Source organism: Dongia sp. (genome assembly GCF_041910485.1).
Taxonomy (GTDB): Bacteria; Pseudomonadota; Alphaproteobacteria; order Dongiales; family Dongiaceae; genus Dongia.
Window position 1 is genome coordinate 122,206 of record NZ_JAYRQR010000024.1, and the last position, 23,184, is coordinate 145,389.

Here is a 23,184-nt window from a genome sequence, read left to right on the forward strand (position 1 = left end):
CCAGCGCTTCCCCCGGCACTCCCCGGCATGCTGAACCGGCGATTCGCCGGGTCTTACCGCCGCCGCATGGAAGCCATGCGTGCTACCTTTCGCGCTTGCGGGAGGTCGCCTGAATCCCTAGTCTCCGGCGGTTTTTCACTGTTCAAACGCCCGAGAGACAAGATGACCGACAACCGTACCTATGCCCAAGCCGCGCGCGCCTGGCCGTTCGAGGAAGCCCGAAAGCTCGTCGAACGCTACAAATCGGGCGCGCCGAAAAAGGGCTATGTGCTGTTCGAGACCGGTTACGGCCCGTCAGGGCTCCCGCATATCGGCACCTTCGGCGAGGTCGTTCGCTGCACGATGGTGCGTCAGGCCTTCCAGCGCCTTTCCGACATTCCGACCCGGCTCTTCGCCTTCTCGGACGATATGGACGGGTTGCGCAAGGTGCCGACCAACGTCCCCAATCAGGAGATGCTGCAGAAGTTCATCGGCATGCCGCTCACCAAGGTGCCCGATCCCTTCGGCACGCATGAGAGCTTCGGCCACCACAACAACGCCATGCTCCGTGGCTTCCTTGACGGGTTCGGCTTCGAGTACGAGTTCAAATCCTCGACCGAGCTCTATCAGGCCGGTGTCTTCGATCAGGGTCTCCTCGACGTGCTGCGGCACTATCAGGAAATCATGGACGTGATGCTGCCGTCATTGCGAGAAGAACGGGCGGCGAGCTATTCGCCGTTCCTGCCCGTTTGCCGCAAGACTGGCCGCGTTCTCCAGGTGCCGGTTCTCGAAACCAATGCGGATGCCGGAACCATCGTCTATCAGGACGAGGACGGCTCGAAGGTGGAAACGCCCGTGACCGGTGGTCATTGCAAGCTGCAATGGAAGCCAGACTGGGCGATGCGCTGGCACGTGCTCGGCGTCGACTACGAAATGTCGGGCAAGGACCTCATCCCCTCGGTCCAGCTCGGCAACAAGATCTGCAACATCCTCGGCTCCTCGCCGCCGGAAGGCTTCAATTACGAACTCTTCCTCGACGAGAAGGGGCAGAAGATATCAAAGTCGAAGGGCAACGGCCTCTCGGTCGAAGAGTGGCTCGAATATGCGCCGCCCGAAAGCCTCGCCTTGTTCATGTACCAGAAGCCGCGTGCCGCCAAGCGCCTCTATTTCGACGTCATCCCGCGCGCCGTCGACGACTATCTGACCTTCGTCGAGAAGTTCGATGCCGAGACTCCGGCGCAGAAGCTCGAGAACCCGGCTTGGCACATCCACAACGGCAAGCCGCCAAAGACCGCCTCGGCGCTCACCTACGGCATTCTCTTGAACCTGGCCTCGGTCGCCAATGCCGAGACCAAGGACACGCTCTGGGGCTTCATCAGCAAGTATCAGCCGGACGCCAATCCGACCAGCAAGCCGTTCCTCGACAAGCTGGTGGGCTACGCGATCAATTACTATCGCGACCATGTGAAGCCGCATAAGAAGTTCAAGGCGCCGGACGATATGGAACGCGCCGCCTTGACCGATCTCCTCGCGGCGCTCGAAGCGGCCCCGGAATCGGCCGATGCGGCGGAACTGCAGAACATCGTTTTCGAAGTGGGCAAGAAGCATCCGTTCCCGGAGCTCCGCGCCTGGTTCAAAGCGCTCTATGAGACGCTGCTCGGCCAGGAAACTGGCCCGCGCATGGGTTCGTTCTTCGCGCTCTATGGCCGCAACAATTCGATCGGCCTCATCCGCAGCGCCCTCGACGGCAAGCTCGGCTGAATGACAAGAGCTCCCTGCCGTTCGGGCAGGGAGCTCTTTTTAGGTACCCCTAATCCTTGCTGATGCGTTGGCTGGTCTTGTCCGGTTCGGTGCTGCCGAACGCCTGCTGCTCGGCCCGGAAGGCGATGACCGAGGCCTCGACTTCCTCTTGCGTATGGCCGAGGCGAAGCAGCATGGCGCTGCCGAGCCCCAGCCCGATCTCGATATCTTCCGGTACGGCGAGCGCCACGCCCGCCTTGGCCAGGCGCGCCGCATGGCCGCTGTCCCAGGCGCGCGCCAGCACGGGTACCTGCGGTGCGGAATCCCGCAACGCCGACGCCATGCGTTCGGCCTGGGCCGGATTGTCGATGGCAATCACTGCCAGGGACGCCCGATTAATGCCGGCGGCGCGCAAGACATCGAGCCGTCCGGCGTCGCCGAAATAAACCGGCATGCCGCTGGCGCGGGCGCGGATCACCCGCTGCACATTGAGGTCGAGCGCCACATAGGTGATGCCGGCATTGTCGAGCAGCCGGCAGACGGCCTGTCCGACGCGCCCGAAGCCGGCCACCAGCACATGATCGCCAAGGCGTTCCGTCTCTTCGACCAGCGAGCTTCCTTTGCCGCGCCGGTCGCGGATGCGCTTGGCCGTCATCTGGCCGAAAAGCGCGAGGAGCGGCGTCAGTGCGATGCTGATCACGATCGCCGCATTGAGCCGCAGGGTCAGCGTATCGTCGAGAATTGCCGAACCGCTGGCCAGCGAGGTCAGCACGAAGCCGAACTCGCTGCCCTGTGCCAGCAAAAAGGCGGCGCGCCAGGCGGTGTCGGATTTGATTTTGAACAGCCGCGCCACCAATCCCGTAACGGCAATCTTCAACAGGATGAAGCCGGCGGCCAGCAGCAGGATCGGCCCGATATCGCCGATGAGTGCGGCAAGGTCGAAGGTCATGCCGACAGTCACGAAGAAAAGACCCAGCAACAACCCGCGGAACGGGTGGATGTCGGCCTCGATCTGGTGGCGATAGGGGGTGCCGGCCAGCAACATGCCGGCCAGGAACGCGCCGAGGCTCATCGACATGCCGGCTTCGCGCGTGATCCAGCCGAGGCCCAGCAGGATGAAAAGGCTGGCGGCAGTAAAGAGTTCTGCATTGCCGGTGCTGGCGATCTGCTTGAAAAGAGGTCGGATCAGAAAGCGCCCGGCAAAGACGATGAGACCGAGCGCCAGCACCGCCTTGCCCAGCGCCAGGCCCAGCGCATACCAGACCGCACCCCCGGTGCCGGCCCCGAGCAGCGGGATGAGCGCCAGCATCGGCACCACCGCCAGATCCTGCAGCAACAGGATGGCGACGGCGATGCGGCCGAAACGAGCCGCTGCCTCGCCGCGATCGACCAGCAGCTTCAGCACGGTGGCGGTCGAAGAAAGCGCCAGCATGCCGCCGATGACGACGGCCCCGGCTGGCGGTACGCCCAGCAGATAGGCGGCGGCCCCGATGATCAGCATGGTGGCGCCGACCTGGGCCGACCCCAGGCCGAAAACGTAATAGCGCATGGTCTTCAGCCGCTCGAGCGGCAGTTCGAGGCCGATCGCGAACAGCATGAAGACGACGCCGAGCTCGGCAAGCCATGCCGCTTCGTTGGGATCTTTGATCGCCTTGAGGCCGGACGGACCCAGGATGATGCCGACACCGAGATAAGCCAGGATCGGCGACACGCCGAACCGGTGCAGCAGCGGGACCAGCGCCAAGGCGGCCGTCAGCACGATGAGGATGTCGGTAATGGCGTCGCCGTGCAAACTGGCTCGTTCCTGTGTTTTTTCGATCTTCTCCCCACCATATCCGAGGGTGGGTGGCGTTTGCCAAGCATTCCGTGCCCGAAGCGGACCGGGTCGCGTGACTTTGCCACAGCTTCGGCCTAGGTTTCACGCGGTCGCGCAAAGCCCGATCGATAAAAAGAGTGGAGCAGGGGATGAACAAGAATGGCGCCATCGGCGCTGCCGATTTGGTCTGGGATTCTCATGCTGGATTTGCCTTTGTCCAGGCGGGCGATCTTGACGAATTGTCCCGCTGGCGGCAGTCGGGGATCGATTTTGTTTCGGTCAATGTCGGTTATGATGTCGAACCCTGGTCGCGCGCCGTCGAGGCACTGTCCGGCTATCGTCACTGGCTGCGCGCCCATCCCGATCGCTTCGTTTTGGCGGGGACGGTTGACGATGTGATCGCCGCCAAGGGAAGCGGCCGTCTTGCCGTCGCCTTCGATATCGAGGGTGCCGACGCGCTCAATGGCGATCTCGGCATGGTCGACTTCTATTATCGCCTCGGCGTGCGACAGATGCTGCTCGTCTACAACCGCAACAATCTGGTGGGCGGCGGTTGCCACGATGGCGACCAAGGTCTGACTCCGTTCGGCCGCGCCGTCATTGCCGAGATGAACCGCGTCGGCATGATTGTCGATGCCAGCCATTGCAGTCACCGGACCAGCCTGGACATGATGGAATGTTCGACCGCGCCGGTCGTCTTCTCCCATTCCAATGCCCGCGCTCTTCACGATCACGAGCGCAATATCCGGGACGATCAGATCAAGGCCTGCGCCGCGCAAGGCGGCGTCATCGGCGTCAACGGTGTCGGCCTGTTTCTGGGGACGTCCGGCGACCCTGTCGAGCTGCTCCTCGCCCATATCGATCACATGTGCCAGCTGGTGGGGCCACAGCATGTCGGCCTTGGCCTCGACAGCATTCTCGCCTGCCAGCCCGACGATCTTTTGTCCGAAGAGGCCCTCCGCGAGCGTGCCGCCGCATATTGGCCGCCGCGGCAATACCCGGCAGCACCGATGAACTTCGCACCCCCCGAGATCATGACCGATATCGCGGCCGGGCTTGACCGGCGCGGCTACGCGGCGACCGACATCCGCGCCATCCTCGGGGGCAATTTCGCGCGCATTGCCAACCATGTCTGGCGCCCCGTTATTCATTAACGAGGGTTCGGCCACCGGCTGCCATCCGGCCTTAGCTGAGCCTCCCGGCGGGTGGCTCGGCGACGACCCGAGCGAATTGCTGTGCAGCAGTACAGGACGGCGGACTTGCTTTTGTCATCGCTTGGCGGGCTAAATGCACTTATCAGGGGCAACAAAGCGAGTCCGCCGGGCGCATGACTCAAAGCGAACCAAAGTCTCAGCTGCGCCTTCCCGTCGCCGGTACGCCGTGGCGCATTCTCCTTGCCGACGATCATGCCATGGTGCGTGAAGCCCTGGCGCAGATGCTGGAAAGGCTCGATGGCCAATTGAGCGTCGCCCAAGCCCCCGATCTGCCGACGGCCCTGACGATGCTGGACAGGGATCCGGAGTTCGCCTTGCTTCTCCTCGACTACAACATGCCGGGGATGAACGGCGCCGCATCGGTGCAGGAGATCGCCCGGCTCCATTCGGCGATGCCCGTGGGAATCATATCCGGTTATCTCGGCAGTGCCGAGGTCGAGCCCCTGATCGAAGCCGGCGCCATCGGCGTCTTCCCCAAGACCATGACCGGCCCCGCGCTGATGATGGCGCTCAAGCTGGCGCTGTCGGGGCAGACCTATGTGCCCTGGAGCGGTGATCTCGGCCAGCCGGGCACGGTCAACCGGACGGCTGCGGCGACACAGGCGCCGCCACCCGATCTCAGCGCTCGTCAGATCGACGTGCTGCGCTTCCTGGTCAAGGGATCCGCCAATAAGGAAATCGCCTATCGGCTGGGCCTCAGCGAAGTCACCATCAAGGTGCATGTTGCGGCTCTTTGCCGGAAATTCGGCGTCGCCAATCGCACCCAGCTGGCTATGGCGGCGCTGCGCGTGGGTATCGGCGAGGAAGAGAACGGCAGCGCCTAGCGCCCAGTCTTGAGCGCCTTCGTCTCGATGTCACGCGGTGGCAATGGCGTCACTTTGATGGGCGTCGGCAGGGGGATGGGGCCGCGTGCCTCCGCAGCGACACGGGTGATCAATTCCCCCACTTCCCGCAGGGCGAAGGGCTTGGCAATGGTCCAATCGATCCTGACGCGTGCGCGTTCCGCCGCCGAAACGTCCTGCAGGCGACCGCTCGCCAGGATCACAGGCCGGTCGAAGCCTTGCGCGCGCAAGGCGGCGGTCAACTCCAATCCATTCATCTTCGGCATCAGATAGTCGGTGATCACGATGTCGAACAGGCCCGGTTCATCATGGACGATGGCCAGCGCCTCCTCGCCGCTTTCGCAGGTCGCCGTCTCGCAACCCAGCGCTTGCAACGTCAGATCCAGCGCCTCGCGGGCTTGGGCATCGTCATCGACCAGCAGGACATGAAGTCCCGGTGCCGGCAACGCACTCAGAGAGGCCGTGGCAGCCGGGTGCGCCGAAACGCTGGCATTGTCCAAAAGGGGTAGCAGGATATCGAACTGCGTGCCTCTGCCGACGGTGCTCTCGACCGCTATGACGCCCGCATGCGCAGTAACGATGCCCAGCACCGAAGACAGGCCGAGCCCCGTGCCCTCGCCAACTTGCTTAGTGGTGAAGAAAGGCTCGAACATGTGCCGCATGACCTCTTCTGTCATGCCGCTGCCATTGTCTTCGACCCGGATGCGCAGATGATCGGCCGGAGCGTCGCCCAGCACACCCACCAGCAGCCGGGTCCTTCCCGGCGCGATCGATTCGATCAGCACCGGCGCCTCGACCGCGCTGAGACCGATGTTTCCGCGCATGCCGGACAACCGCCCGCCGTCGATATGAACGCGGCGCACATCCAGGCGAACCTTGCCCCGGCCACCGACCAGGGCATCGAGCGCATTGATGCACAGATTGACGATGGCGCTGTCGATCTGCGTCAGGTTGCCCATGATCGGCAGCGGCCCTTCTTCGATCTCGACTTCCAGCGTTGCCGGGCCGTTGGCCGAAACGCCGACCATTGTCGCGGCTTCGCGACATACCTCGCCGGCGTCGATCGGCCGCTGCTCCGCCTGCTCGGCGCGGCTGAAGGTCATGATGCTCTTCACCAGTTCCTTGCCGCGATGGGAAGCGGCACTGATCTGGCGCAGCATGTGCAGCTGTTTCGGTCGATCCTTGAGGTCGATTTCCAGCAGCGTCGAGAATCCGGAAATGGCGGCGAGGATATTGTTGAAATCGTGGGCGACGCCGCCGGCCACGCGCCCGATGGCGCTCATCTTGTCGGACCGGTGCAGCGTCTCCATCATTTCCTCGCGTTGCTGCTCAGCGCGATGCCGATCAGTCAGATCCCGCATCAGCACGATATAGCCGCCTTCGCGGCGCGTCATGACGTGCAGTTCCCAGGCGCGACGTTCGCCGTCAAGCGTGCGACCGATGACCTCGCTGCGCCAGGCATCGCTGTCACGCTTGAAATGCCGGGCAATGCGGGTGATCGACTGCCGCGACAGCAGCGAGCGCCAATCCATCATGGTGAGGTCGCGCGAGAAATCGTCCTTGATGAGCGTGTGGAACGCCTCGTTCGAATAGCGCAGCTTGCCGTTCTGGTCGAAGATGACGATGCCCTCGCCACTGCTTTCGATGGCGGCGAGCTGTGTTGCGCGTTCCTGCTCGGTCAGGCGATTGCGCTCGTAAAGCTGGCTCATGCGGCGGGTCTTGATGACATTGCCCACGATCAGGGCGACACCGGCGATGACAGCCAATGCAAAGGCGCCGATGGTCAGCCACAATCCGCGCGACAATGCGTGGGCGCGATAACGCATCTCGTCCTGCACCAGCAATTGCTGGACCATGTCTTCCAGCGGTTGTTCGACGGTCTTGATGGCGGTGATGAAAGGCGCGACTGATGTCGGATCGCCAACTTGAACAAGCGAGAGTTTCTGTTCGAGCACCGGCAACTGACTGAAGATCCACCGTGTATTGCCCGCGATCGTCGGGATGCTGCGGACACCTGCGCTTTCGCTGGAATCGAGAATGATCGGAATGCGGCTCCAGAAGATATCGAACCGGAGTTTGAGGTCGTCGAGATTGGCTTGGCTGGGTGAAACCTCGAACTGCGCGGCAGAGAGACGCGCCATGTGAAATTCCTCCTGCGCCTCGACGACCGTCCAGGTTCCTGTGCGGTAATTGAGGAGTAGGGTCGACATCGCCTCGAAGGTGCGAACTGCGCTGAACAGGGCAGCAGGCACGAAGACGATGATGGCAATGATCAGCCACAGCTCGCTGACGATCTTCCAGCGGCCGAACATGGCCTATTTGATCTCAAGCTGTTTGAGCTGCCAGATCATCTTGGCATGGGTCTCCTCGGTCTGCAGCTCCGGTTGGTCGCTCAACGGATAGATGATCCACAGCGGCCCCTTGTCCCTGACCGGCATCAACGTCCCGTTCTTGCGGTCGGCAATGATGAGGCCGGCGATGTCCGCATCGCTCATCGGGATCTCGACCGAATATTCGTTGAGTGCGAAGGCGGATATGACCGATCCCTTGGCGCCGGCGAGATCCAGCAATGCCTTGAGCGGGACGCCGCTGAATTCCAGCAGACCTTGGGTCCACGGGGTCTCGGTTTTGACCGTGACATGCGTCAGCCGGTCGAGCGCCGCTTGGTCGAACGCCAATCCCGCTGGCGAATTTGTTTCGGAAATGGCGCCGCTGATGGTCAGGACAACCGGTCCGACGGGCGGGCCGACGGGGGCGTCAATGGCCGTGGCGGGATGGGCGAAGGCCGCCGTGGCCAACAGGAGCCAACTGCCGAATTTCAATTCGCGCAGGACCGTCATCGCGCGGGAACTCCAATCGCCAAACTGCCAGTCGATCGATCGCTGGCATGGTTAATGACGATGGCGCCGCGAGGCCAATCTGCATCGGGCTGAAACCCTCATACTTTCGTATAGAAACCAAGGTTATGTAGCCGCGGCGTCTAACGCTTCTGCAGAATCGAGTATTGCCGCCAGATCGGGCATGAAGGATGCAAGAGAAGAAGATTTTGGGAGGCCGAGATGCCCGCAATCGAAATGACCGTTCCCGAAGCCCACAACGTTTGCCCGCGCGCGCTGGTCATCGATGATGATCCGCTGGTGCGCGATCTCACCGCCGAGATTCTGCGTCGTGCCGGCTACAGCGTCTATCTTGCTGCCGATGGCATCGACGGCATGGCCCAGGCGCGTGCCTTGCGTCCCAGCCTCGTCATTACAGACATCTTCATGCCGCAGCAGGACGGGATCGAGGTCCTGCGGCAGGTGAAGCGGGAAATGCCGGGAACCCGCGTCGTGGCCCTCTCCGGCGGGTCGCCGCTGCTGCCGCGCCTCGATATCCTGACCGTCGCCACCAAGCTCGGTGCAGATGCGGTCCTGGCGAAACCTTTCACGCCGACCGAACTGCTGGCAGTGGCCACGGCCAACGATTGGGGGCCGGACAGCAATGTCCAAGCCTTCTCCGGCCCCTTTCGTCGCAGCGCCTGAGGACGGCGGCGATCAGTAGCCGTCTGCGGTATAGGCGGTCTTGACCGTCGTATAGAATTCGGCCGCATAGCGCCCCTGTTCGCGCGGGCCATAGCTCGACCCCTTCCGGCCGCCGAACGGCACGTGATAATCGACGCCGGCCGTGGGCAGATTGACCATCACCATGCCGGCCTCGACATTGCGCTTGAAGTGGCTCGCATATTTGAGCGAGGTCGTGCAGATGCCGGCGGACAGGCCGAACTCGGTATCGTTCGCCGCCGCCAGTGCCGCTTCGTAATCCTTGACCCGGGTCACGGTGGCGACGGGACCGAAGATCTCCTCGCGCGCGATGCGCATGTTGTTCGAAACCTCGGTGAAGAGCGCCGGCGACAGGTAGAAGCCCGGTGTCGCACGGTTGAGAAGCTCGCCGCCCGCCACCAGCTTCGCCCCCTCATCGCGGCCGATCTTGATGTAGTTCAAATCCTGGTCGAGCTGCGACTGGTCGACGACCGGGCCGATATGCGTGCCGTCTTTGAGCGCATCGTCGATGACCAGGCTCTTCATGCGCTCGGTCATGGCAGCGACGAACTTGTCGTGGATGCCCTCGGTTACGATCATGCGCGAGGACGCCGTGCAACGCTGGCCGGTCGAGAAGAAGGCCCCGTTGACGCAGGCTTCGACCGCGACCTTGAGGTCCGCGTCATCGAGGACCACCATCGGGTTCTTGCCGCCCATTTCCAGCTGGATCTTCTTCATCGGGTCGGCGCCGACGCAGGTCGCGGCGATCTTGCGACCCGTGCCCACCGAACCGGTGAAGGAAATGGCGCTCACATCCTTGTGCTTCAGCATCGCCTCGCCGACGACCGAGCCGCGGCCCATCACCAGGTTGAAGACGCCGGCCGGAAGACCCGCGCGGGCGATGATCTCGGACAGCGCATGGGCCGACCCCGGCACCAGGTCCGCCGGCTTGAAGACCACGCAATTGCCATAGGCCAGGGCCGGGGCGATCTTCCAGGCCGGAATGGCGATCGGAAAGTTCCACGGGGTGATGAGGCCGATGACGCCCAAGGGTTCGCGGGTGATCTCGACATCGACGCCGGGGCGCACCGAGCCCAGCTTCTCACCTGCTTGGCGCAGGCATTCGCCCGCGAAGAACAGGAAGATCTGCCCGGCGCGGACCGTCTCGCCGATGCCCTCGACCAGCGTCTTGCCTTCCTCGCGCGACAGCAGGCGGCCCAACTCGTCCTTTCGCGCGATGATCTCGTCGCCGATCTTCTTCAGCACATCGTGGCGCTGCTGCACGGTCGAGCGCGACCAGCCGGGGAAGGCCGCTTTCGCCGCGGCGATCGCAATCTCGGCATCGGCGGCACTCGCCTGCGGGAATTCGCCCACCACGTCGCCGGTGTTGGAGGGGTTGATGTCTTTCGACGCATTGGCGGCTTTCGTCCAGGCGCCGGCGATGAAATTCTGGGCTTGGATCATGGGGTGAAATCTCCTGGAAATCGAAGGTATTGGCGCGCGGGGGCGCGGTTCGGGCCGGACCTTATCAGGTTCGAATTTGTCGGACAAAACTTATTTCCCGCCCGCAAAACGGGCCTTACTGGACCGGCCAGACGATGAGGAGGGCAGGGACGGCGACGATGATGACGATGAGCGACAGCGGTCCGCCGAGCCGCGCATAATCGCCGAAACGATATCCGCCGGGCCCCATGACCAACGTATTGCATTGATGTCCGATGGGGGTGAGGAAGTCGCAGCCCGCGCCGATTGCCACCGCCATCAGGAAGGCATCTGGCTTGTAGCCGAGCGAGGCCGAGAAGCTCGCGGCGATGGGCGCCATGATGAGGACGGTCGCCGCATTGTTGAGAAAGGGCGTCACCAGCATCGCGGCGGCGAGTATCAATCCCAGCGCGGCATAAGGCGGGAGCCCTTGCGCGATGGTCGACAGTCCGTGCGCCACCAGATCGGTGGCGCCGGTCGTATGCAGCGCCTCGCTCACCGGGATGAGGGCGGCAAGCATCAGGACGATCGGCCACTCGACGATCTGGTAGACTTGGCGCAAGGCGATGGCGCGCACCAGCACCATGGCGACCGCCGCGCCGAAGAAGGCGATGGCGACGGGCACGATCCCGATGGCGGTGAGACCCATCGCCGCGACGAGGATGAGGACCGGCATCAGCGCCGACCGCGCTCGCCCCAGCGAGACTTCGCGCTCGGCGAGCGGCAGGCAGCTGAGTGCCTTCAGCCGCTCCGGCAATTGCGCGAAATTGCCCTGTAGGACGACGATATCGCCCATCTCCAGTTCGATCGTCCCCAGCCGGTCGGTGAGGCGCTGCCCGGTGCGGCTCACCGCCAGCAGATTGACGCCATAGCTTTCGAACAATTGCGAACCTTGCGCAGAGAGGCCGATCAGCGGCGAATGCATGCCGATCACGGCTTCGATGCTGTGGATCTCGGCCTGCGGTTCCGGCGTCTCGGGCACCCGGTGGACGGTTTCGAGGTTCAGCTTGCCGCGCGACACGACCCGCTCGAGTGCCTCTTGGTCGCCTTCCAGGATGACCGATTGCCCAGGTTTCAGGACCGCATCGGGAAGCGGCGCGATGCGCTTGTCATCGGCCTCGATGAGCGCCGTCACCCTGGCCTCGCCGTCGGCAAGGTCCTGCAGGTCGGCAATCGTCTTTCCCACGATCGGCGAGTTTTCCGGAATCTCGGCCTCGGTCACGTAATCCTTGATGCTGACCGCCTCGTCGAGCGACGTGCTCGACCGCGTGCGGATGGGCAGCAGCTTGTGACCCACCATCAGGAACAGGATGCCGGCCGCGGCCAGCACGGCGCCGACCGGCGTGAAGTCGAACATCGAGAAGGCGCCGCCGCCTAGCTGCGCCCGCACTTCCGAGACGATGATGTTGGGCGAGGTGCCGATCTGCGTCATCAGCCCGCCCAGCAGCGCGCCGAAGGACATGGGCATCAGGAAGGAAGAGGGAGAGACGCCCGAGCGGCGCGCCATCTGGAAGGCCACGGGGATCATGATGGCAAGCGCGCCGATGTTCTTCACGAAGGCCGAGAGCAGCGTCACGGTCGCGACCAGCACCAGCAATTGCAGGCGGAAGGAATGGCTGCTGGGGAGGAGCCGCTTCAACCCGGCTTCCAGAATGCCGGTCTGGGCGATGGCGCTGGAGACGACGAGGGCGCTCGCCACGATGATGACGATATCGTTGGAAAAGCCGGAGAAGGCATCTTCCGGCTTGACGAGGCCCAGGGCGATGGCGGTGACCAGGGCCAGGCAGGCCGTGATGTCATAGCGCGGCCGACCCCAGATGAAGAGCGCCATCATGGCGGCGACGACGGCAAAAGCCAGTCCCTGCTCGAATGTCACGTTGATCCTCGCTGTTGCGACCCAGCCGCCCCAACCCCGCAGCGCCCGCCTTGTTCCAGGGAATCTGCCGCCCGGGCCGGCCTGCGGCTTAAAATTCCGCCGGTCCAGCTGGAAGGGACGCTAGACTGGTCGCCTGGGTCGAATCGGGAATATCCGGACTTACATGCCGCGTTCGCTTATCGTTTTCATTTGGCAGGTCAGTGGCCGGCGGCAGATCCTGCTCTGCCTGCTCACCGTCGTTGTGTCGCTCCTCACCACCCTGCCGCTGGAACTGCAGCGGCGCATCGTCGATGACGCCATCCACGGTCATGCGGTGGGCTTGCTGCTGGTGCTTGCGGCGGCCTATCTCGGCGTCCTGCTGGTGCAGGGCGGGCTCAAATATCTGCTCAACGTGCTGCGCGGCTGGCTGGTCGAGGATGTGGCGCGGCTTCTCCGGCACATGATCTTCGACGGCACGCAGAATGCCGACGGCCAGGCGGCGGTGAAAAAGGGTGCCGTCGTCTCAATGGTCGCCTCCGAGGTAGAAGATCTGGCGGGCTTCGTCGGCGACAGCGTCTCCTTTCCGCTGCTGCAGATCGGCACGGCTGTTTCGGCGATGGGTTATCTCATCTGGGTCGAGCCCCGGATCGCAGCCTTTGCCGCACTGCTCTACATGCCGCAGCTTTTCGTCGTGCCGCTCGGCCAGCGGCGCATCAACCGCTGGGGCAACATCCATGCGCGCCTCCTGCGCAAGATGGGCGATACGATCGTCTCCTCGGAAATCGACCGCAAGGGCCGTCCGCGCCATCTGCGCCGCTTTCACCGGCTGGTGCAGGGCGCCTTCCGCACCCGCATCAGCATCTACCGGGTGAAGTTCTTCCTCACCTTCTTCGGCAATTTCCTCGATGCCCTCGCCCCGCTCATCGTCCTCTCGGTCGGCGGCTGGCTGGTGATCCGGGGCGAGGTCGAGGTATCGACCCTGGTCGTCTTCATCACCGGCTTCCAGAAGGTGGCCGATCCCTGGGACCAGCTCCTCACCTTCTACCGTACGGCCTCGAACGCCGGGGTGAAGTATCACCTCATCGCCGACGCGCTGCCGGACACACCCCTCCCGGACAGACATCTGTCCCGCCGGGCATAGATCTGGTCGCGCAACGTCTGCCACCAGCTCCGCTTGGGGGCGCGGATCGGCCGTGCCGGATCCTCGGCCCGCGCCAATTCGCCCAGCGCGGTCCGCGTGAGGCCGATATCGGCCAGCAGCCGCTCTTCGTGCGGTATCTGGTCGGCATGGGGCCGATAGGTGAAAAACAGGCTGTCCCAATCGCTCTGCATGATGGACCTCATTCGCTAGTGTTAAGTTTTTCTATCTTCCAAATCGCTGTCTTCTGCAGCGGATACTGGCTATATTGAGCCAATCTGCCTGGAAGTCAGCTTAGAAGCCGCTCAATGCGGATTAAGTAAAACTTAATTGGAGGGGGATTTGGCCGACCGGTTGCCCATGCTGCCTTCTTTGCGGGCCTTCGAATCCGTGGCGCGGCTCGGCAGTGTCCGCGCGGCGGCGGCCGAGCTCCACGTGACGCCGGCCGCCGTCAGCCAGCAGGTGAAGGCGCTGGAGGCGGAGCTTGGCCTCCAGCTCGTGCGTCGGCGCGGCAACCAGCTGGAGCTGACCGAGGCGGCGCGGGCCGGCAGCGAGACGCTCACCGCCGGCTTCCGCCTCCTGGCCCAATCGGTCCGCGCCATGCGCGAACATCAGGCCCGCCCGCAGATCCGCCTCAGCGTCGATCCCACCTTGGCGGCCAGCTGGCTCATCGGCCGCCTGCCGCGCTACCGGGCGCTGGCGGGCCATGTCGATCTCCTGCTCGATGCCAATCGCCGCTATGCCGATTTCGCCCGCGACGGCGTCGATGCGGCGATCCGCTTCGGCATCGGCCGCTTCCCCGGCCTCGATGCCCATTTCCTGCTCGCGGAAGAACTCTTTCCCGTCTGCAGTCCGCAACTGCTCGACGGTCCCCACGCGCTGCGAAGCCCCGCCGACCTCAGGCATCACACGCTCCTCCACAATGATTGGTCGACGCGTGTCGGGCGTTGGCCCGACTGGCAGGATTGGCTGGATGCCGCCGGCGTCACCGGCATCGAGCCGAAATCAGGTCTTCATTTCAACGACAGTCTGGTGGTGCTCGAAGCGGCGATCGGCGGGCAGGGTGTCTTTCTCGGCAATACGACGGCGGTGCAGGATCTCATCGCCGCCGGCAAATTGGTCGAGCCCTTCGATCTGCGCTTGAAAAGCGATCTCGGCTATTATTTCGTCTGTACCGAGCAGGCGGCGCACCGTCGCGACATCATCGCCTTACGCGACTGGCTGCTCACCGAAGCGAAAGCCGACCGGAAGGAAGCGTGAGTGATGAGCGAACAGGCCACCCTTCAGCATCTCATCGTGCCGCGCGTGCGCGACATCGGCGATTTCTCCGTCATGCGCGTGCTCCCTTCCGCATCGCGGCGCATGGTCGGGCCCTTCATCTTCCTCGACCAGTTCGGACCGGTGACGCTGCCGGCGGGGAAGGGCATGGATGTGCGGCCGCACCCGCATATCGGCCTTTCGACCGTGACCTATTTGCTGAAGGGCAGCATCGTCCATCGCGATTCCCTCGGCTACGAACAATCGATCGAACCCGGCGACGTCAATTGGATGACGGCTGGTCGCGGCATCGTCCATTCCGAACGCTCCTCCACGGCGGCACGGCAACATGCGCAGGATCTCTACGGCCTCCAATCCTGGGTGGCGCTCCCGCGCCAGCATGAGGAGACGGCGCCGAGCTTCACGCATTATGAAGGCAGCCTGCTGCCGGAAACGAGCGGCGAGGGTGTCAGCCTCAAAGTCATCGCCGGTCGCATCGGCGATCTCGTATCGCCGGTCGCAACGCATTCCGAGCTGTTCTACGGCGATCTGACCCTCGCAACTGGTGCGCGCTACCGCCTCGATGGCACCTATGACGAGCGCGCGCTCTATCTCATCGAAGGTGCGCTGGAGGTCGACGGCACGCGCTACGAGCCGGGACGCCTTCTTGCCTTCGGCCCCGGCGAGATCGTCGTCACCGCGCTGGAGCCGGCGCGCTTCGTCATCCTCGGCGGCGCGCCGCTCGGCGAACCGCGCCACATCTTCTGGAATTTCGTCTCATCCTCGCCGGATCGCCTCGAACAGGCGAAAGAGGATTGGCGGCGCAACCAGTTCGGGGTACGGATACCGGGCGAGCATGAATTCATCCCTCTGCCAGAATGAGGGCGGCTCGGGGTGGAATTTGGCTCGAGGTCGGGGTACCGTGCGACAACAGATGCAGTTCGACCCGGACGATCCGGACGGGTTGACAAAGGCGATGGCGGAGATGGGGATGGAATCCCCGCTCATTCCCGCCGGATTCCGTTATTGGAACACGCGCCGTGCCGGCCGCCGCTGGCCCATGCGGGCCGATCTCGATCCGGTCTTCGACATTCCGAAACTTCTCCCCCACATCATCCTGTTCGACGTGCGGCATGAGCCGCTCGATTTCCGCTGCCGTGTCGTCGGCTCCAATGTGCGCGAGAATATGTCGCAGAATTATGTCGGGCGGTGGTTCAGCGACATTCCCAATTACGCCCCGACCAGCACCATCTGGCCGCGCCACCAGCTGGTCGCCGAGACGGGCGTGCCGATCCTCCAGCGCCCCACCTATATCGGCCCGCACCGTGACTTCATCGCGGTCGAGAACATCCTGATGCCGCTCGCCGTGCCCGAACCCGGCTGGTCGATGCAGCTCATGTTCATCGATTTCGTCCGCCGCCGCATCGAGGATGAAATCCGCGAGGCCCACAGAGGGTCGCCGGATTAGGTCGTCGCGACGGTGGCGCACCCCGACGAAGCCGACTTTGCAACGGGCGGAAGGCCCTGATATGGAAGACGGACGCAATTTCTCGGAAAGCTCCCTTCCCATGATCAAGCTCGACGGCCCCTCGCATCCGCCGCTCAACAATGAAAAGCCCGAACAGCTCGTCATCTTCCTGCACGGCTACGGCTCCAACGGCGACGATCTCATCAGCCTCGCCCCCTATCTGGCGCCGGCCCTGCCGGAGGCCGAGTTTCTGTCGCCCAACGCGCCCTATCCGTGCGAGATCAATCCGTTCGGCGGCTATCAATGGTTCGGGCTCGAGGAGCGCAGTGCCGCCAACCGCCTGAAGGGTGTCCGCGACGCGGGGCCGATCCTCGACGCCTATCTCGACGAGCAATTGAAGGCGCGCGGCCTCACCGAGGCGGACCTCGCCCTGGTCGGTTTCAGCCAGGGCACGATGATGGCGCTCCATGTGGGCCTGCGCCGCGCCAATCCAGTGGCTGGCATCGTCGGCTATTCCGGCATGTTGGTGGCGCCGGAACTGCTCGCTGGCGAGATCAAGTCGAAGCCGCCGGTTCTGCTCGTCCACGGCATGGCGGACGAGGTCCTGCCATTCTCGGCGATGGGCGAGGCCGAGACGGCGCTCAAAGATGCGGGCGTCCAGGTCTATGCCGAAGGCCGGCCGGGCCTGCCGCATTCGATCGATCAGCGCGGCCTCGAACTGGGTGCCTCCATGCTGCATCAGCTGATGTGCAAGCACCATGATCACGGCCATCATCACCATTGATGGCCGGTGTTGATCGACAGCATTTTCCGCCGAAACCCGCGCCGAATGACAACATCGTGAAAGATCGGGCAGGCCTTACCGCTACATCTTGAGTTTTTCGCGGCCAGCGGCTATTCCTTGATTGTTGGCGTGCGGATTTCCGCATGAGCGCGGAAACCCGCAAGGCCTTTTGGCAAGGCGGGAGTTGGCATGATGATGGCCTCGCCCGAGGCATGTCCGGCCCTGGTACTCAACGCGGATTTCCGCCCGTTGAGCTACTTCCCGCTGTCTCTGTGGCCCTGGCAGGAAGCGGTCAAGGCCGTCTTCCTCGACCGCGTGAACATCCTTTCCGAATATGACGAGATGGTGCACAGCCCCAGCCTCGCCATGCGCCTCCCTTCGGTCATTTCTCTGAAGGAGTATGTGCCGCAGGAGAGGAAGCCGGCCTTCACCCGGTTCAACGTCTTCCTGCGCGACCGTTTCCGCTGCCAATATTGCGGCCGGCACTCGGCGGCGCACGATCTCACCTTCGACCATGTGGTGCCGCGCGCCCGTGGCGGTCGCACCTCGTGGCAGAATGTCGTCGCGGCCTGCCAGGCCTGCAATTTGAGGAAGGGAAGCAAGCTGCCGCATCAAGTCGGCATGTTTCCCAAAAGGCGGCCGATCCAACCGACCACCTTCGAGCTTCAGGAAAACGGCCGCGCCTTCCCGCCAAACTATCTTCACCAGAGTTGGCGGGATTTTCTTTACTGGGACAGCGAACTCGAAACCGGCTGAAGCTTGTCTTCAGGAAACCGCCGTCAATGGCAGCATGACGGGCTCCCGTATGGTGCAGTGTCCCCGCACCATCAGCAGGTCGTTATCCTCCGGCACATGCGGCACGGGGGTGAAGCTTCCATCGAGCAGGTCGGGTGGAAACAGGATATCGAGCTCATCTTCGCCGAGAAGCGACAGCAATGTCTGCGGTGCCGGAAGGCGGGCACCTGCGATGTCTATCAACCGCCGACGCGTCGCCTTTTCCCAGACGACTAGGACGTCCTCAGCTTGCAGATAGCTGAGGTGCCAATGCGGATGAGCGATGGCGTGGATCAGGAAGATATCAACATTGGCGCAAAGCCCCAGTCGCTCCGATACCGGCCGGCGGCCTGCGAAAAGACGCTGGATCAGCGCCAAATCGGCGATGGGCGTCAATGGTCGCGACGAAGGCTGTTGCCCGCTGGTGCCGGCAAACCGACCGCGGAAGCTATATTCGGGCAGAATTCGGAAGCCGAAAGGTGTGTAGAGATCCGGCGTCTCCGTATACAGAAACTGCAGATCGCAATGCGCATCGCAATGCGCCAGGCATCGACCCATCAGGTCTTGAAACAAGCCGCGTTGCCGATAGGGCGCGCGCGTCGCGACGCCATGAATTTGCCCGGCGGCCACAATGGTGCCGTCCACCGTCAACGGGACGGGTCTGTAGGCGACGTGGGCGGCGAGCGTTCCCCCATCCCAATAGCAAAAGGCACGATGTTCTGCCGACCAGATTCCAAGCTGGTTGAAGGCTGTCAGGTCGATGCCGAAGATGTCGTCGAGCAGATCGAGCCAAGGCCTACGTCGTGCTGGATCGGCGAAATTTTCGACGCGGAAGATAAGGTCACTGTGCACGGGCGTTGCCTTCGGCTGGGTCGACAAAGGCAGGCGGCATCGTCCTCTGTGACGGAAGTCCCAAGAAAGGCGACCGGGCATGCAGACGGATCCGCACTAAGATCTCCCCGTCAAATCCTGCCGTTCCAGTGCCAGCGCCATCTCCAGCAAGCGCCGCCATTCGCTTTCATTCTGTGCCGTGGCAACGATCGCGTTGTGGATGCGGGCCGACCGGCGGCCGATGCCGGCGCGGCGCGGCGGCACGCCCAGCTCGTCGTAAAGTTCCAGCATCGCCTCCAGCACCAAGTCGAACAATTCCTCTTCCGCCCGGGCGATTTCGCGTCCGGTGACAGGTGCTGCCGCGGGGCGCCCCGTGCCGGTGGCCAGCCAGGCGAGATCGCGCCGCAATGCCTCGGCCAGCGCCGTCAGGACCGGCCGTTTCGGCTCCGACCGGCCGGCCAGGTAATTGTTGAGCGTGGTCAGCGGTATGCCGCTTAAGCGCGCCACGCGGGTCGCACCGCCGGCGGCGACCACTGCCGCGCGCAACCGTTCCGGAAAATCCTCGTCCCCCACCATCGTCCCGCCCCGGTCAGTCTTTGCCGACAGCCGCATGCCGGCCGATATGGCGGGGCATCTCCTGACAAGAATCCCAGTACAATTCCATTTTTAAGATTCTTGTCTTGTATTGGTAATCCAATTCTGGAATCATTATCTTGTCGAATGAAGAAATGACGGGGGATCGGGTCGTCATGCGATATGGATTATTTTCGGCTAACACTATGTCATTTATTGACAAATTCTTGAGCCTCCCAGGCTGACCGACATTCTGAGCGACCGGTCGACTTAACAGAAATTGGATAGTCGCTAATCCATTTCTGGAACATCGGCGGGCAATTGGCCGGTCTTGGCCGCCATTCTGTGCCGGCCGGACCCAAAATCGGGCCGGGCACGTCTTTGCATCCTAACACGGGTGCCACGGCCTGCCATTGGCAAAACCTGAATCGCATCAAGGGTGTAGGAGTGTCGGCCTATGGTCGCACCCAACGCTCCCATCCGCAAAAGGGGGGACCTAAGCAATGAATTTGGGCAGTTTCCGTATCGCCACCAAGGTGCTCAGCATCATCGCGCTGCTGGGGCTCGTTGCCGCCGGGATCACCGGGGCCGGCATCTTCAGCCTGCGTCAGCTACATGACGCCACCGCCGAACTTGCCATCGCATCCGACAAATCCGTTCTTTCAGCCCGCATGCGGCAGAACATCATCGCCCTCAACCGCGGCGAGTTTCGGATCACTGTCGATCCGACCGGCAACAACCTTACCGAGGCAGTGGCCTTCATCGACAAGCAGAAGGCCGAGCTTGAAGACCGCTTGAAGCAGGCCGAGGCAGCGGCCGATGCCAGCCAGGCCGAAGTGCTGGGCAGCGTGCGCAGCGCCTATGCGGACTATCTCGCCTCGCTGCAGCAGACGATCGACTTGGCCAAGGCCAGCGGCAGCGCGGTCTCGATCGGCGAGGCGCAGCGCGCGCTTCTCGAACAGACGATGGCCAGCCGCAAGAAGGCCGAGGCGGTCGAACAGGCCCTCGTCGCAAACACCAAGGTCGTGGGCGATCATGCCGACCGCGTGACGGCGGAAGCCAGCGACCTCTATGCCTCAGCCAGTCGCCTCATGATTGTGGGTGCGGCGCTCGGCATCCTGTTGGGGCTGGGTCTCGGCCTCCTTGTTTCCCAGCTAGGCATCGTCAAGCCCATCCGCCGCATGGTCGATTGCCTGAAGGGCCTCGCCGATGGCCGCCTCGAGACCGAGATCTTCGGCACCGAGCGCAAGGACGAGATCGGCGAGATTGCCGCCACCACCCAGGTCTTCAAGGAGAACATGGTGAAGGCCCGCGACTTGGCGGCCGAACAGGAAGCCTTGAAGCAGAAGGCGGCCGAGGATCAGCGCATCGCCATGAACAAACTCGCCGACGATTTCGAATCCTCCGTCTCCGGCATCGTCGGCACGGTCTCGTCATCAGCGACCGAGCTTGAGAAATCGGCGCAAGGCATGTCGGCGACGGCCGAGCAGACCAACCGCCAATCCACCGCCGTAGCCGCCGCCGCCGAACAGGCGACGGCCAACGTGCAGACGGTCGCAGCCGCAGCCGAGGAACTCACCTCCTCGATCACCGAGATCGGCCGCCAGGTGGCGCAATCCGCCGCCGTCGCCAAGAAGGCGGTGGATGAGACGACGCGCACCAACGATGTGGTGGTGAGCCTGTCGTCGGAAGCCGAGGCCATCGGCGATGTGGTGAAACTCATCAGCGAGATTGCCTCTCAGACCAATCTTTTGGCCTTGAACGCGACCATCGAGGCGGCGCGCGCCGGTGACGCCGGCAAGGGTTTCGCCGTGGTGGCGTCGGAGGTGAAGAACCTCGCCACGCAGACGGCGAAGGCCACCGACGATATCAGCGCCAAGATCGGCGCGATCCAGCAGGCGACCGAACAATCGGTCAGCGCCATCCAGACCATCGCCCGCATCATCGACGAGATGAGCCAGATTTCCGGCACCATCGCCGCCGCGGTCGAGGAGCAGGGGGCGGCCACCCAGGAAATCTCGAGGAACGTGCTGCAGGCGAGCCAGGGGACCAGCGAGGTCTCGACCAATATCGCCGGCGTCACCACGGCGGCCGGCGAAACCGGCCATGCCGCAAGCCAGGTGCTCACCGCCGCTGCCGATCTCGGCAAGCAATCTGAGCTGCTGCGCGCCCAGGTCACCAGCTTCATCGCCAATGTTCGCGACGCAGGCTGACGGGCGATGACCGAGCGACTGCATTTTCTGAGCGAGGCACGCCTCGCCCAGACCGCCGAATTCGTCGATGCCTGCAATGCATCCCTGGCGCGGCTCGCCGCGTCGGGGAGTGCCCTGCCCGCACCGGTGCTGCAGCAATTCGCGGCGCTGGAGGAATCGGCAGCGGCGATGCGGACGGAGATGCTCGCCGGCATCGAACCGCTGCGTAACGAGAGCCGCCCGGGAACGCTGCTCTTCCGCGATCCGGCGGCGCGCCGCCTTCTTGGCGCGGCCGAGGAGCTGCTCGTGCGCCTTGACGAGATGATTGCGCGTCTCGCGCGCCTGCCGCTCGATCATCGCATGGGCGAGGCGCCCAAGGCTGGGTAGGGCGCCTCCCAACCGGTCATTGTATCCAGACATCGCGCTCCGCATGCCGGTCATGCGGCGGCGCCCGATTGCCAAGCGGCGCTGGCTCCCCTAAGCAGGGGGTATCTTCGCGCGCCAATTCGGGTTCATCCATGACCGGCCCCGCCACCGATTTCCTGCTGAAGCGGCTCCTCCCGCTCCTCTTCGGTTTCGTCATCTGGGGCTTGGCCGTGGCGCTGCAGGTGCGAGCCGATCTCGGCCTTTCGCCCTGGGACGTCTTCCACCAAGGCCTCGGCAATCATTTAGGCATCGGCATCGGCTGGGCCGGCCTCGTCACCTCAATCGGCGTGCTGCTCCTCTGGATTCCGCTCCGCATGAAGCCCGGCCTCGGCACGCTCCTCAATGCGCTGGTGATCGGTCCGTCGGCAGAGTTCTTCCTGACGATCATCGATGCGCCCGAGAACATCTTCGTGCGCTGGGCCTTCATGCTGTCCGGCATCCTGTTGATGAGCTTGGGAAGCGCCCTCTATCTCCCTGCGCGCCTCGGCGCGGGCCCGCGCGACGGCGTCATGGTGGGCCTCAACAAGAAGTTCGAATTCTCGATCCGCCTCTCGCGCACCATCGTCGAGGTGGCGGCGCTCATCATCGGCTATTTCCTCGGCGGCACCGTCGGCCTCGGCACGCTGGTGATTGCCTTGGGCCTCGGCCCCACCATCCAGGCCATGCTCCACGCCCGCCGCCGCCTCGTCGAACGCATCACGGGCCAGCCGCAAAGCGTGCTCTGATCCCTCAGCTCAGTTCCTTGTAGAACAGCGCGCAATCTTCCAGCACGCCTTGGCTGTTGCGGCCATAGCGCGGGATGATGCCGACTTCCGTGTAGCCGAGGCTGCCATAGAGATCGATCGCCACATCGCCGCGCCGCGCGTCGAGGGTGATGAGAGAGCGGCCCAGCGCGCGGGCCGCTTCTTCCGCCGCCAGCATCAGCGCCCGCCCCAGCCCCTTGCGCCGATGGGCACTGTGGACCAGCAGCTTGGCGATGTCGGCGCGGTGCAATTGGCTCGGCCAGAAGCTCGGCATCATCTGGACGCTGCCCAGGATGCGCCCCGCCTCGTCCCGCGCCACCAGGATGGTACGGTGGGCGATGTCCGCCACCGCCTTGTCCCAGAAGGCCCCGGCCTCGCCTTCGGTGAGCGGCGCCACGAACCCCACCGCCGCACCGCCATCCACGGCATCCACCAGCAACTCAATGAGCGCGAAGCGATCCTTGGCCGAGACGGGCGCGGCGAGGCTGTCGATCTGGTGCATGATCCCCTCCGAGGTTTTGCCCCGGAAGGATGGCAAGGTCGCTCTCTCGA

Annotated in this window: 22 protein-coding genes; 13 read left to right on the forward strand and 9 right to left on the reverse strand. The window is 63.8% G+C overall.

Annotated elements, in window-relative coordinates; all coding sequences use genetic code 11:
• Window positions 1-162 precede the first annotated feature (162 nt).
• Window positions 163-1,740, forward strand: a complete 1,578-nt coding sequence (locus ACE3PP_RS07220) for a lysine--tRNA ligase (RefSeq protein WP_374379789.1) — start codon at window positions 163-165, stop codon at window positions 1,738-1,740.
• A gap of 49 nt (window positions 1,741-1,789) precedes the next feature.
• Here ACE3PP_RS07220 and ACE3PP_RS07225 read toward each other — a convergent pair whose 3' ends face one another.
• The gene (locus tag ACE3PP_RS07225) at window positions 1,790-3,511 is read right to left on the reverse strand and encodes a cation:proton antiporter (RefSeq protein ID WP_374379792.1); all 1,722 of its coding nucleotides are present in this window, start codon (window positions 3,509-3,511) and stop codon (window positions 1,790-1,792) included.
• A gap of 173 nt (window positions 3,512-3,684) precedes the next feature.
• Between ACE3PP_RS07225 and ACE3PP_RS07230 the strand changes: the two genes are divergently transcribed.
• The gene (locus tag ACE3PP_RS07230) at window positions 3,685-4,689 is read left to right on the forward strand and encodes a dipeptidase (RefSeq protein WP_374379795.1); all 1,005 of its coding nucleotides are present in this window, start codon (window positions 3,685-3,687) and stop codon (window positions 4,687-4,689) included.
• Window positions 4,690-4,862: 173 nt separating this feature from the next.
• A complete protein-coding gene (locus tag ACE3PP_RS07235) occupies window positions 4,863-5,573 on the forward strand; it encodes a response regulator transcription factor (protein WP_374379797.1) in 711 nt (236 codons plus the stop codon).
• On the opposite strand, the gene ACE3PP_RS07240 is transcribed toward ACE3PP_RS07235, so the two are convergent.
• Both ACE3PP_RS07240 and ACE3PP_RS07245 read right to left on the reverse strand, forming a co-directional pair.
• Window positions 5,570-7,903 carry an ATP-binding protein gene (locus ACE3PP_RS07240; protein WP_374379800.1) on the reverse strand — a complete coding sequence of 778 codons (2,334 nt, stop codon included), beginning with the start codon at window positions 7,901-7,903 and terminating at the stop codon, window positions 5,570-5,572. The genes ACE3PP_RS07235 and ACE3PP_RS07240 overlap by 4 nt on opposite strands.
• A gap of 3 nt (window positions 7,904-7,906) precedes the next feature.
• Window positions 7,907-8,431, reverse strand: coding sequence for a hypothetical protein (locus tag ACE3PP_RS07245; protein WP_374379803.1), 525 nt, complete (start codon window positions 8,429-8,431; stop codon window positions 7,907-7,909).
• 219 nt (window positions 8,432-8,650) lie between these two features.
• Between ACE3PP_RS07245 and ACE3PP_RS07250 the strand changes: the two genes are divergently transcribed.
• Window positions 8,651-9,112, forward strand: coding sequence for a response regulator transcription factor (locus ACE3PP_RS07250; protein ID WP_374379806.1), 462 nt, complete (start codon window positions 8,651-8,653; stop codon window positions 9,110-9,112).
• Window positions 9,113-9,124: 12 nt separating this feature from the next.
• Here ACE3PP_RS07250 and ACE3PP_RS07255 read toward each other — a convergent pair whose 3' ends face one another.
• Window positions 9,125-10,573 (reverse strand): aldehyde dehydrogenase family protein, encoded by a 1,449-nt coding sequence (locus ACE3PP_RS07255; RefSeq protein WP_374379809.1) that lies wholly within the window; start codon window positions 10,571-10,573, stop codon window positions 9,125-9,127.
• A 115-nt stretch (window positions 10,574-10,688) separates the two neighbouring features.
• On the reverse strand, window positions 10,689-12,467 hold the full coding sequence (locus tag ACE3PP_RS07260) for an SLC13 family permease (protein ID WP_374379812.1): 1,779 nt from the start codon (window positions 12,465-12,467) through the stop codon (window positions 10,689-10,691).
• A 163-nt stretch (window positions 12,468-12,630) separates the two neighbouring features.
• Here ACE3PP_RS07260 and ACE3PP_RS07265 point away from each other — a divergent pair, with 163 nt between their 5' ends.
• Window positions 12,631-13,587: an ABC transporter ATP-binding protein gene (locus tag ACE3PP_RS07265; protein ID WP_374379814.1), complete on the forward strand. Its 957-nt coding sequence runs from the start codon at window positions 12,631-12,633 to the stop codon at window positions 13,585-13,587.
• Here ACE3PP_RS07265 and ACE3PP_RS07270 read toward each other — a convergent pair.
• Window positions 13,521-13,778: a hypothetical protein gene (locus tag ACE3PP_RS07270; RefSeq protein ID WP_374379817.1), complete on the reverse strand. Its 258-nt coding sequence runs from the start codon at window positions 13,776-13,778 to the stop codon at window positions 13,521-13,523. The two genes, ACE3PP_RS07265 and ACE3PP_RS07270, sit on opposite strands and share 67 nt — an antisense overlap.
• A gap of 148 nt (window positions 13,779-13,926) precedes the next feature.
• On the opposite strand from ACE3PP_RS07270, the gene gcvA reads away from it, so the two are divergent.
• The 5 genes from gcvA to ACE3PP_RS07295 all read left to right on the forward strand — a co-directional run bounded on the left by gcvA (window position 13,927) and on the right by ACE3PP_RS07295 (window position 17,849).
• On the forward strand, window positions 13,927-14,844 hold the full coding sequence (gene gcvA, locus ACE3PP_RS07275; RefSeq protein WP_374379819.1) for a transcriptional regulator GcvA: 918 nt from the start codon (window positions 13,927-13,929) through the stop codon (window positions 14,842-14,844).
• Window positions 14,845-14,847: 3 nt separating this feature from the next.
• The gene (locus ACE3PP_RS07280) at window positions 14,848-15,723 is read left to right on the forward strand and encodes a pirin family protein (RefSeq protein WP_374379822.1); all 876 of its coding nucleotides are present in this window, start codon (window positions 14,848-14,850) and stop codon (window positions 15,721-15,723) included.
• Window positions 15,724-15,763: 40 nt separating this feature from the next.
• Entirely contained in the window at window positions 15,764-16,309 is a 546-nt protein-coding gene (locus tag ACE3PP_RS07285) for a PAS domain-containing protein (protein ID WP_374379825.1), read from the forward strand.
• 61 nt (window positions 16,310-16,370) lie between these two features.
• Window positions 16,371-17,093 carry an alpha/beta hydrolase gene (locus ACE3PP_RS07290; RefSeq protein ID WP_374379828.1) on the forward strand — a complete coding sequence of 241 codons (723 nt, stop codon included), beginning with the start codon at window positions 16,371-16,373 and terminating at the stop codon, window positions 17,091-17,093.
• Window positions 17,094-17,285: 192 nt separating this feature from the next.
• Entirely contained in the window at window positions 17,286-17,849 is a 564-nt protein-coding gene (locus ACE3PP_RS07295; RefSeq protein ID WP_374379882.1) for an HNH endonuclease, read from the forward strand.
• Between the two features lie 9 nt (window positions 17,850-17,858).
• Here ACE3PP_RS07295 and ACE3PP_RS07300 read toward each other — a convergent pair whose 3' ends face one another.
• Window positions 17,859-18,719: a GNAT family N-acetyltransferase gene (locus ACE3PP_RS07300; RefSeq protein WP_374379831.1), complete on the reverse strand. Its 861-nt coding sequence runs from the start codon at window positions 18,717-18,719 to the stop codon at window positions 17,859-17,861.
• A 96-nt stretch (window positions 18,720-18,815) separates the two neighbouring features.
• Window positions 18,816-19,310, reverse strand: a complete 495-nt coding sequence (locus ACE3PP_RS07305) for a helix-turn-helix domain-containing protein (RefSeq protein WP_374379834.1) — start codon at window positions 19,308-19,310, stop codon at window positions 18,816-18,818.
• 464 nt (window positions 19,311-19,774) lie between these two features.
• Here ACE3PP_RS07305 and ACE3PP_RS07310 point away from each other — a divergent pair, with 464 nt between their 5' ends.
• The 3 genes from ACE3PP_RS07310 (at window position 19,775) to ACE3PP_RS07320 (ending at window position 22,614) form a co-directional block, all read left to right on the forward strand.
• Window positions 19,775-21,484, forward strand: a complete 1,710-nt coding sequence (locus tag ACE3PP_RS07310; protein WP_374379837.1) for a methyl-accepting chemotaxis protein — start codon at window positions 19,775-19,777, stop codon at window positions 21,482-21,484.
• A 6-nt stretch (window positions 21,485-21,490) separates the two neighbouring features.
• Entirely contained in the window at window positions 21,491-21,850 is a 360-nt protein-coding gene (locus ACE3PP_RS07315; protein ID WP_374379840.1) for a hypothetical protein, read from the forward strand.
• A gap of 131 nt (window positions 21,851-21,981) precedes the next feature.
• A complete protein-coding gene (locus ACE3PP_RS07320; protein ID WP_374379843.1) occupies window positions 21,982-22,614 on the forward strand; it encodes a YitT family protein in 633 nt (210 codons plus the stop codon).
• Window positions 22,615-22,618: 4 nt separating this feature from the next.
• Here ACE3PP_RS07320 and ACE3PP_RS07325 read toward each other — a convergent pair whose 3' ends face one another.
• On the reverse strand, window positions 22,619-23,134 hold the full coding sequence (locus ACE3PP_RS07325) for an N-acetyltransferase family protein (RefSeq protein WP_374379846.1): 516 nt from the start codon (window positions 23,132-23,134) through the stop codon (window positions 22,619-22,621).
• Window positions 23,135-23,184 lie beyond the last annotated feature (50 nt).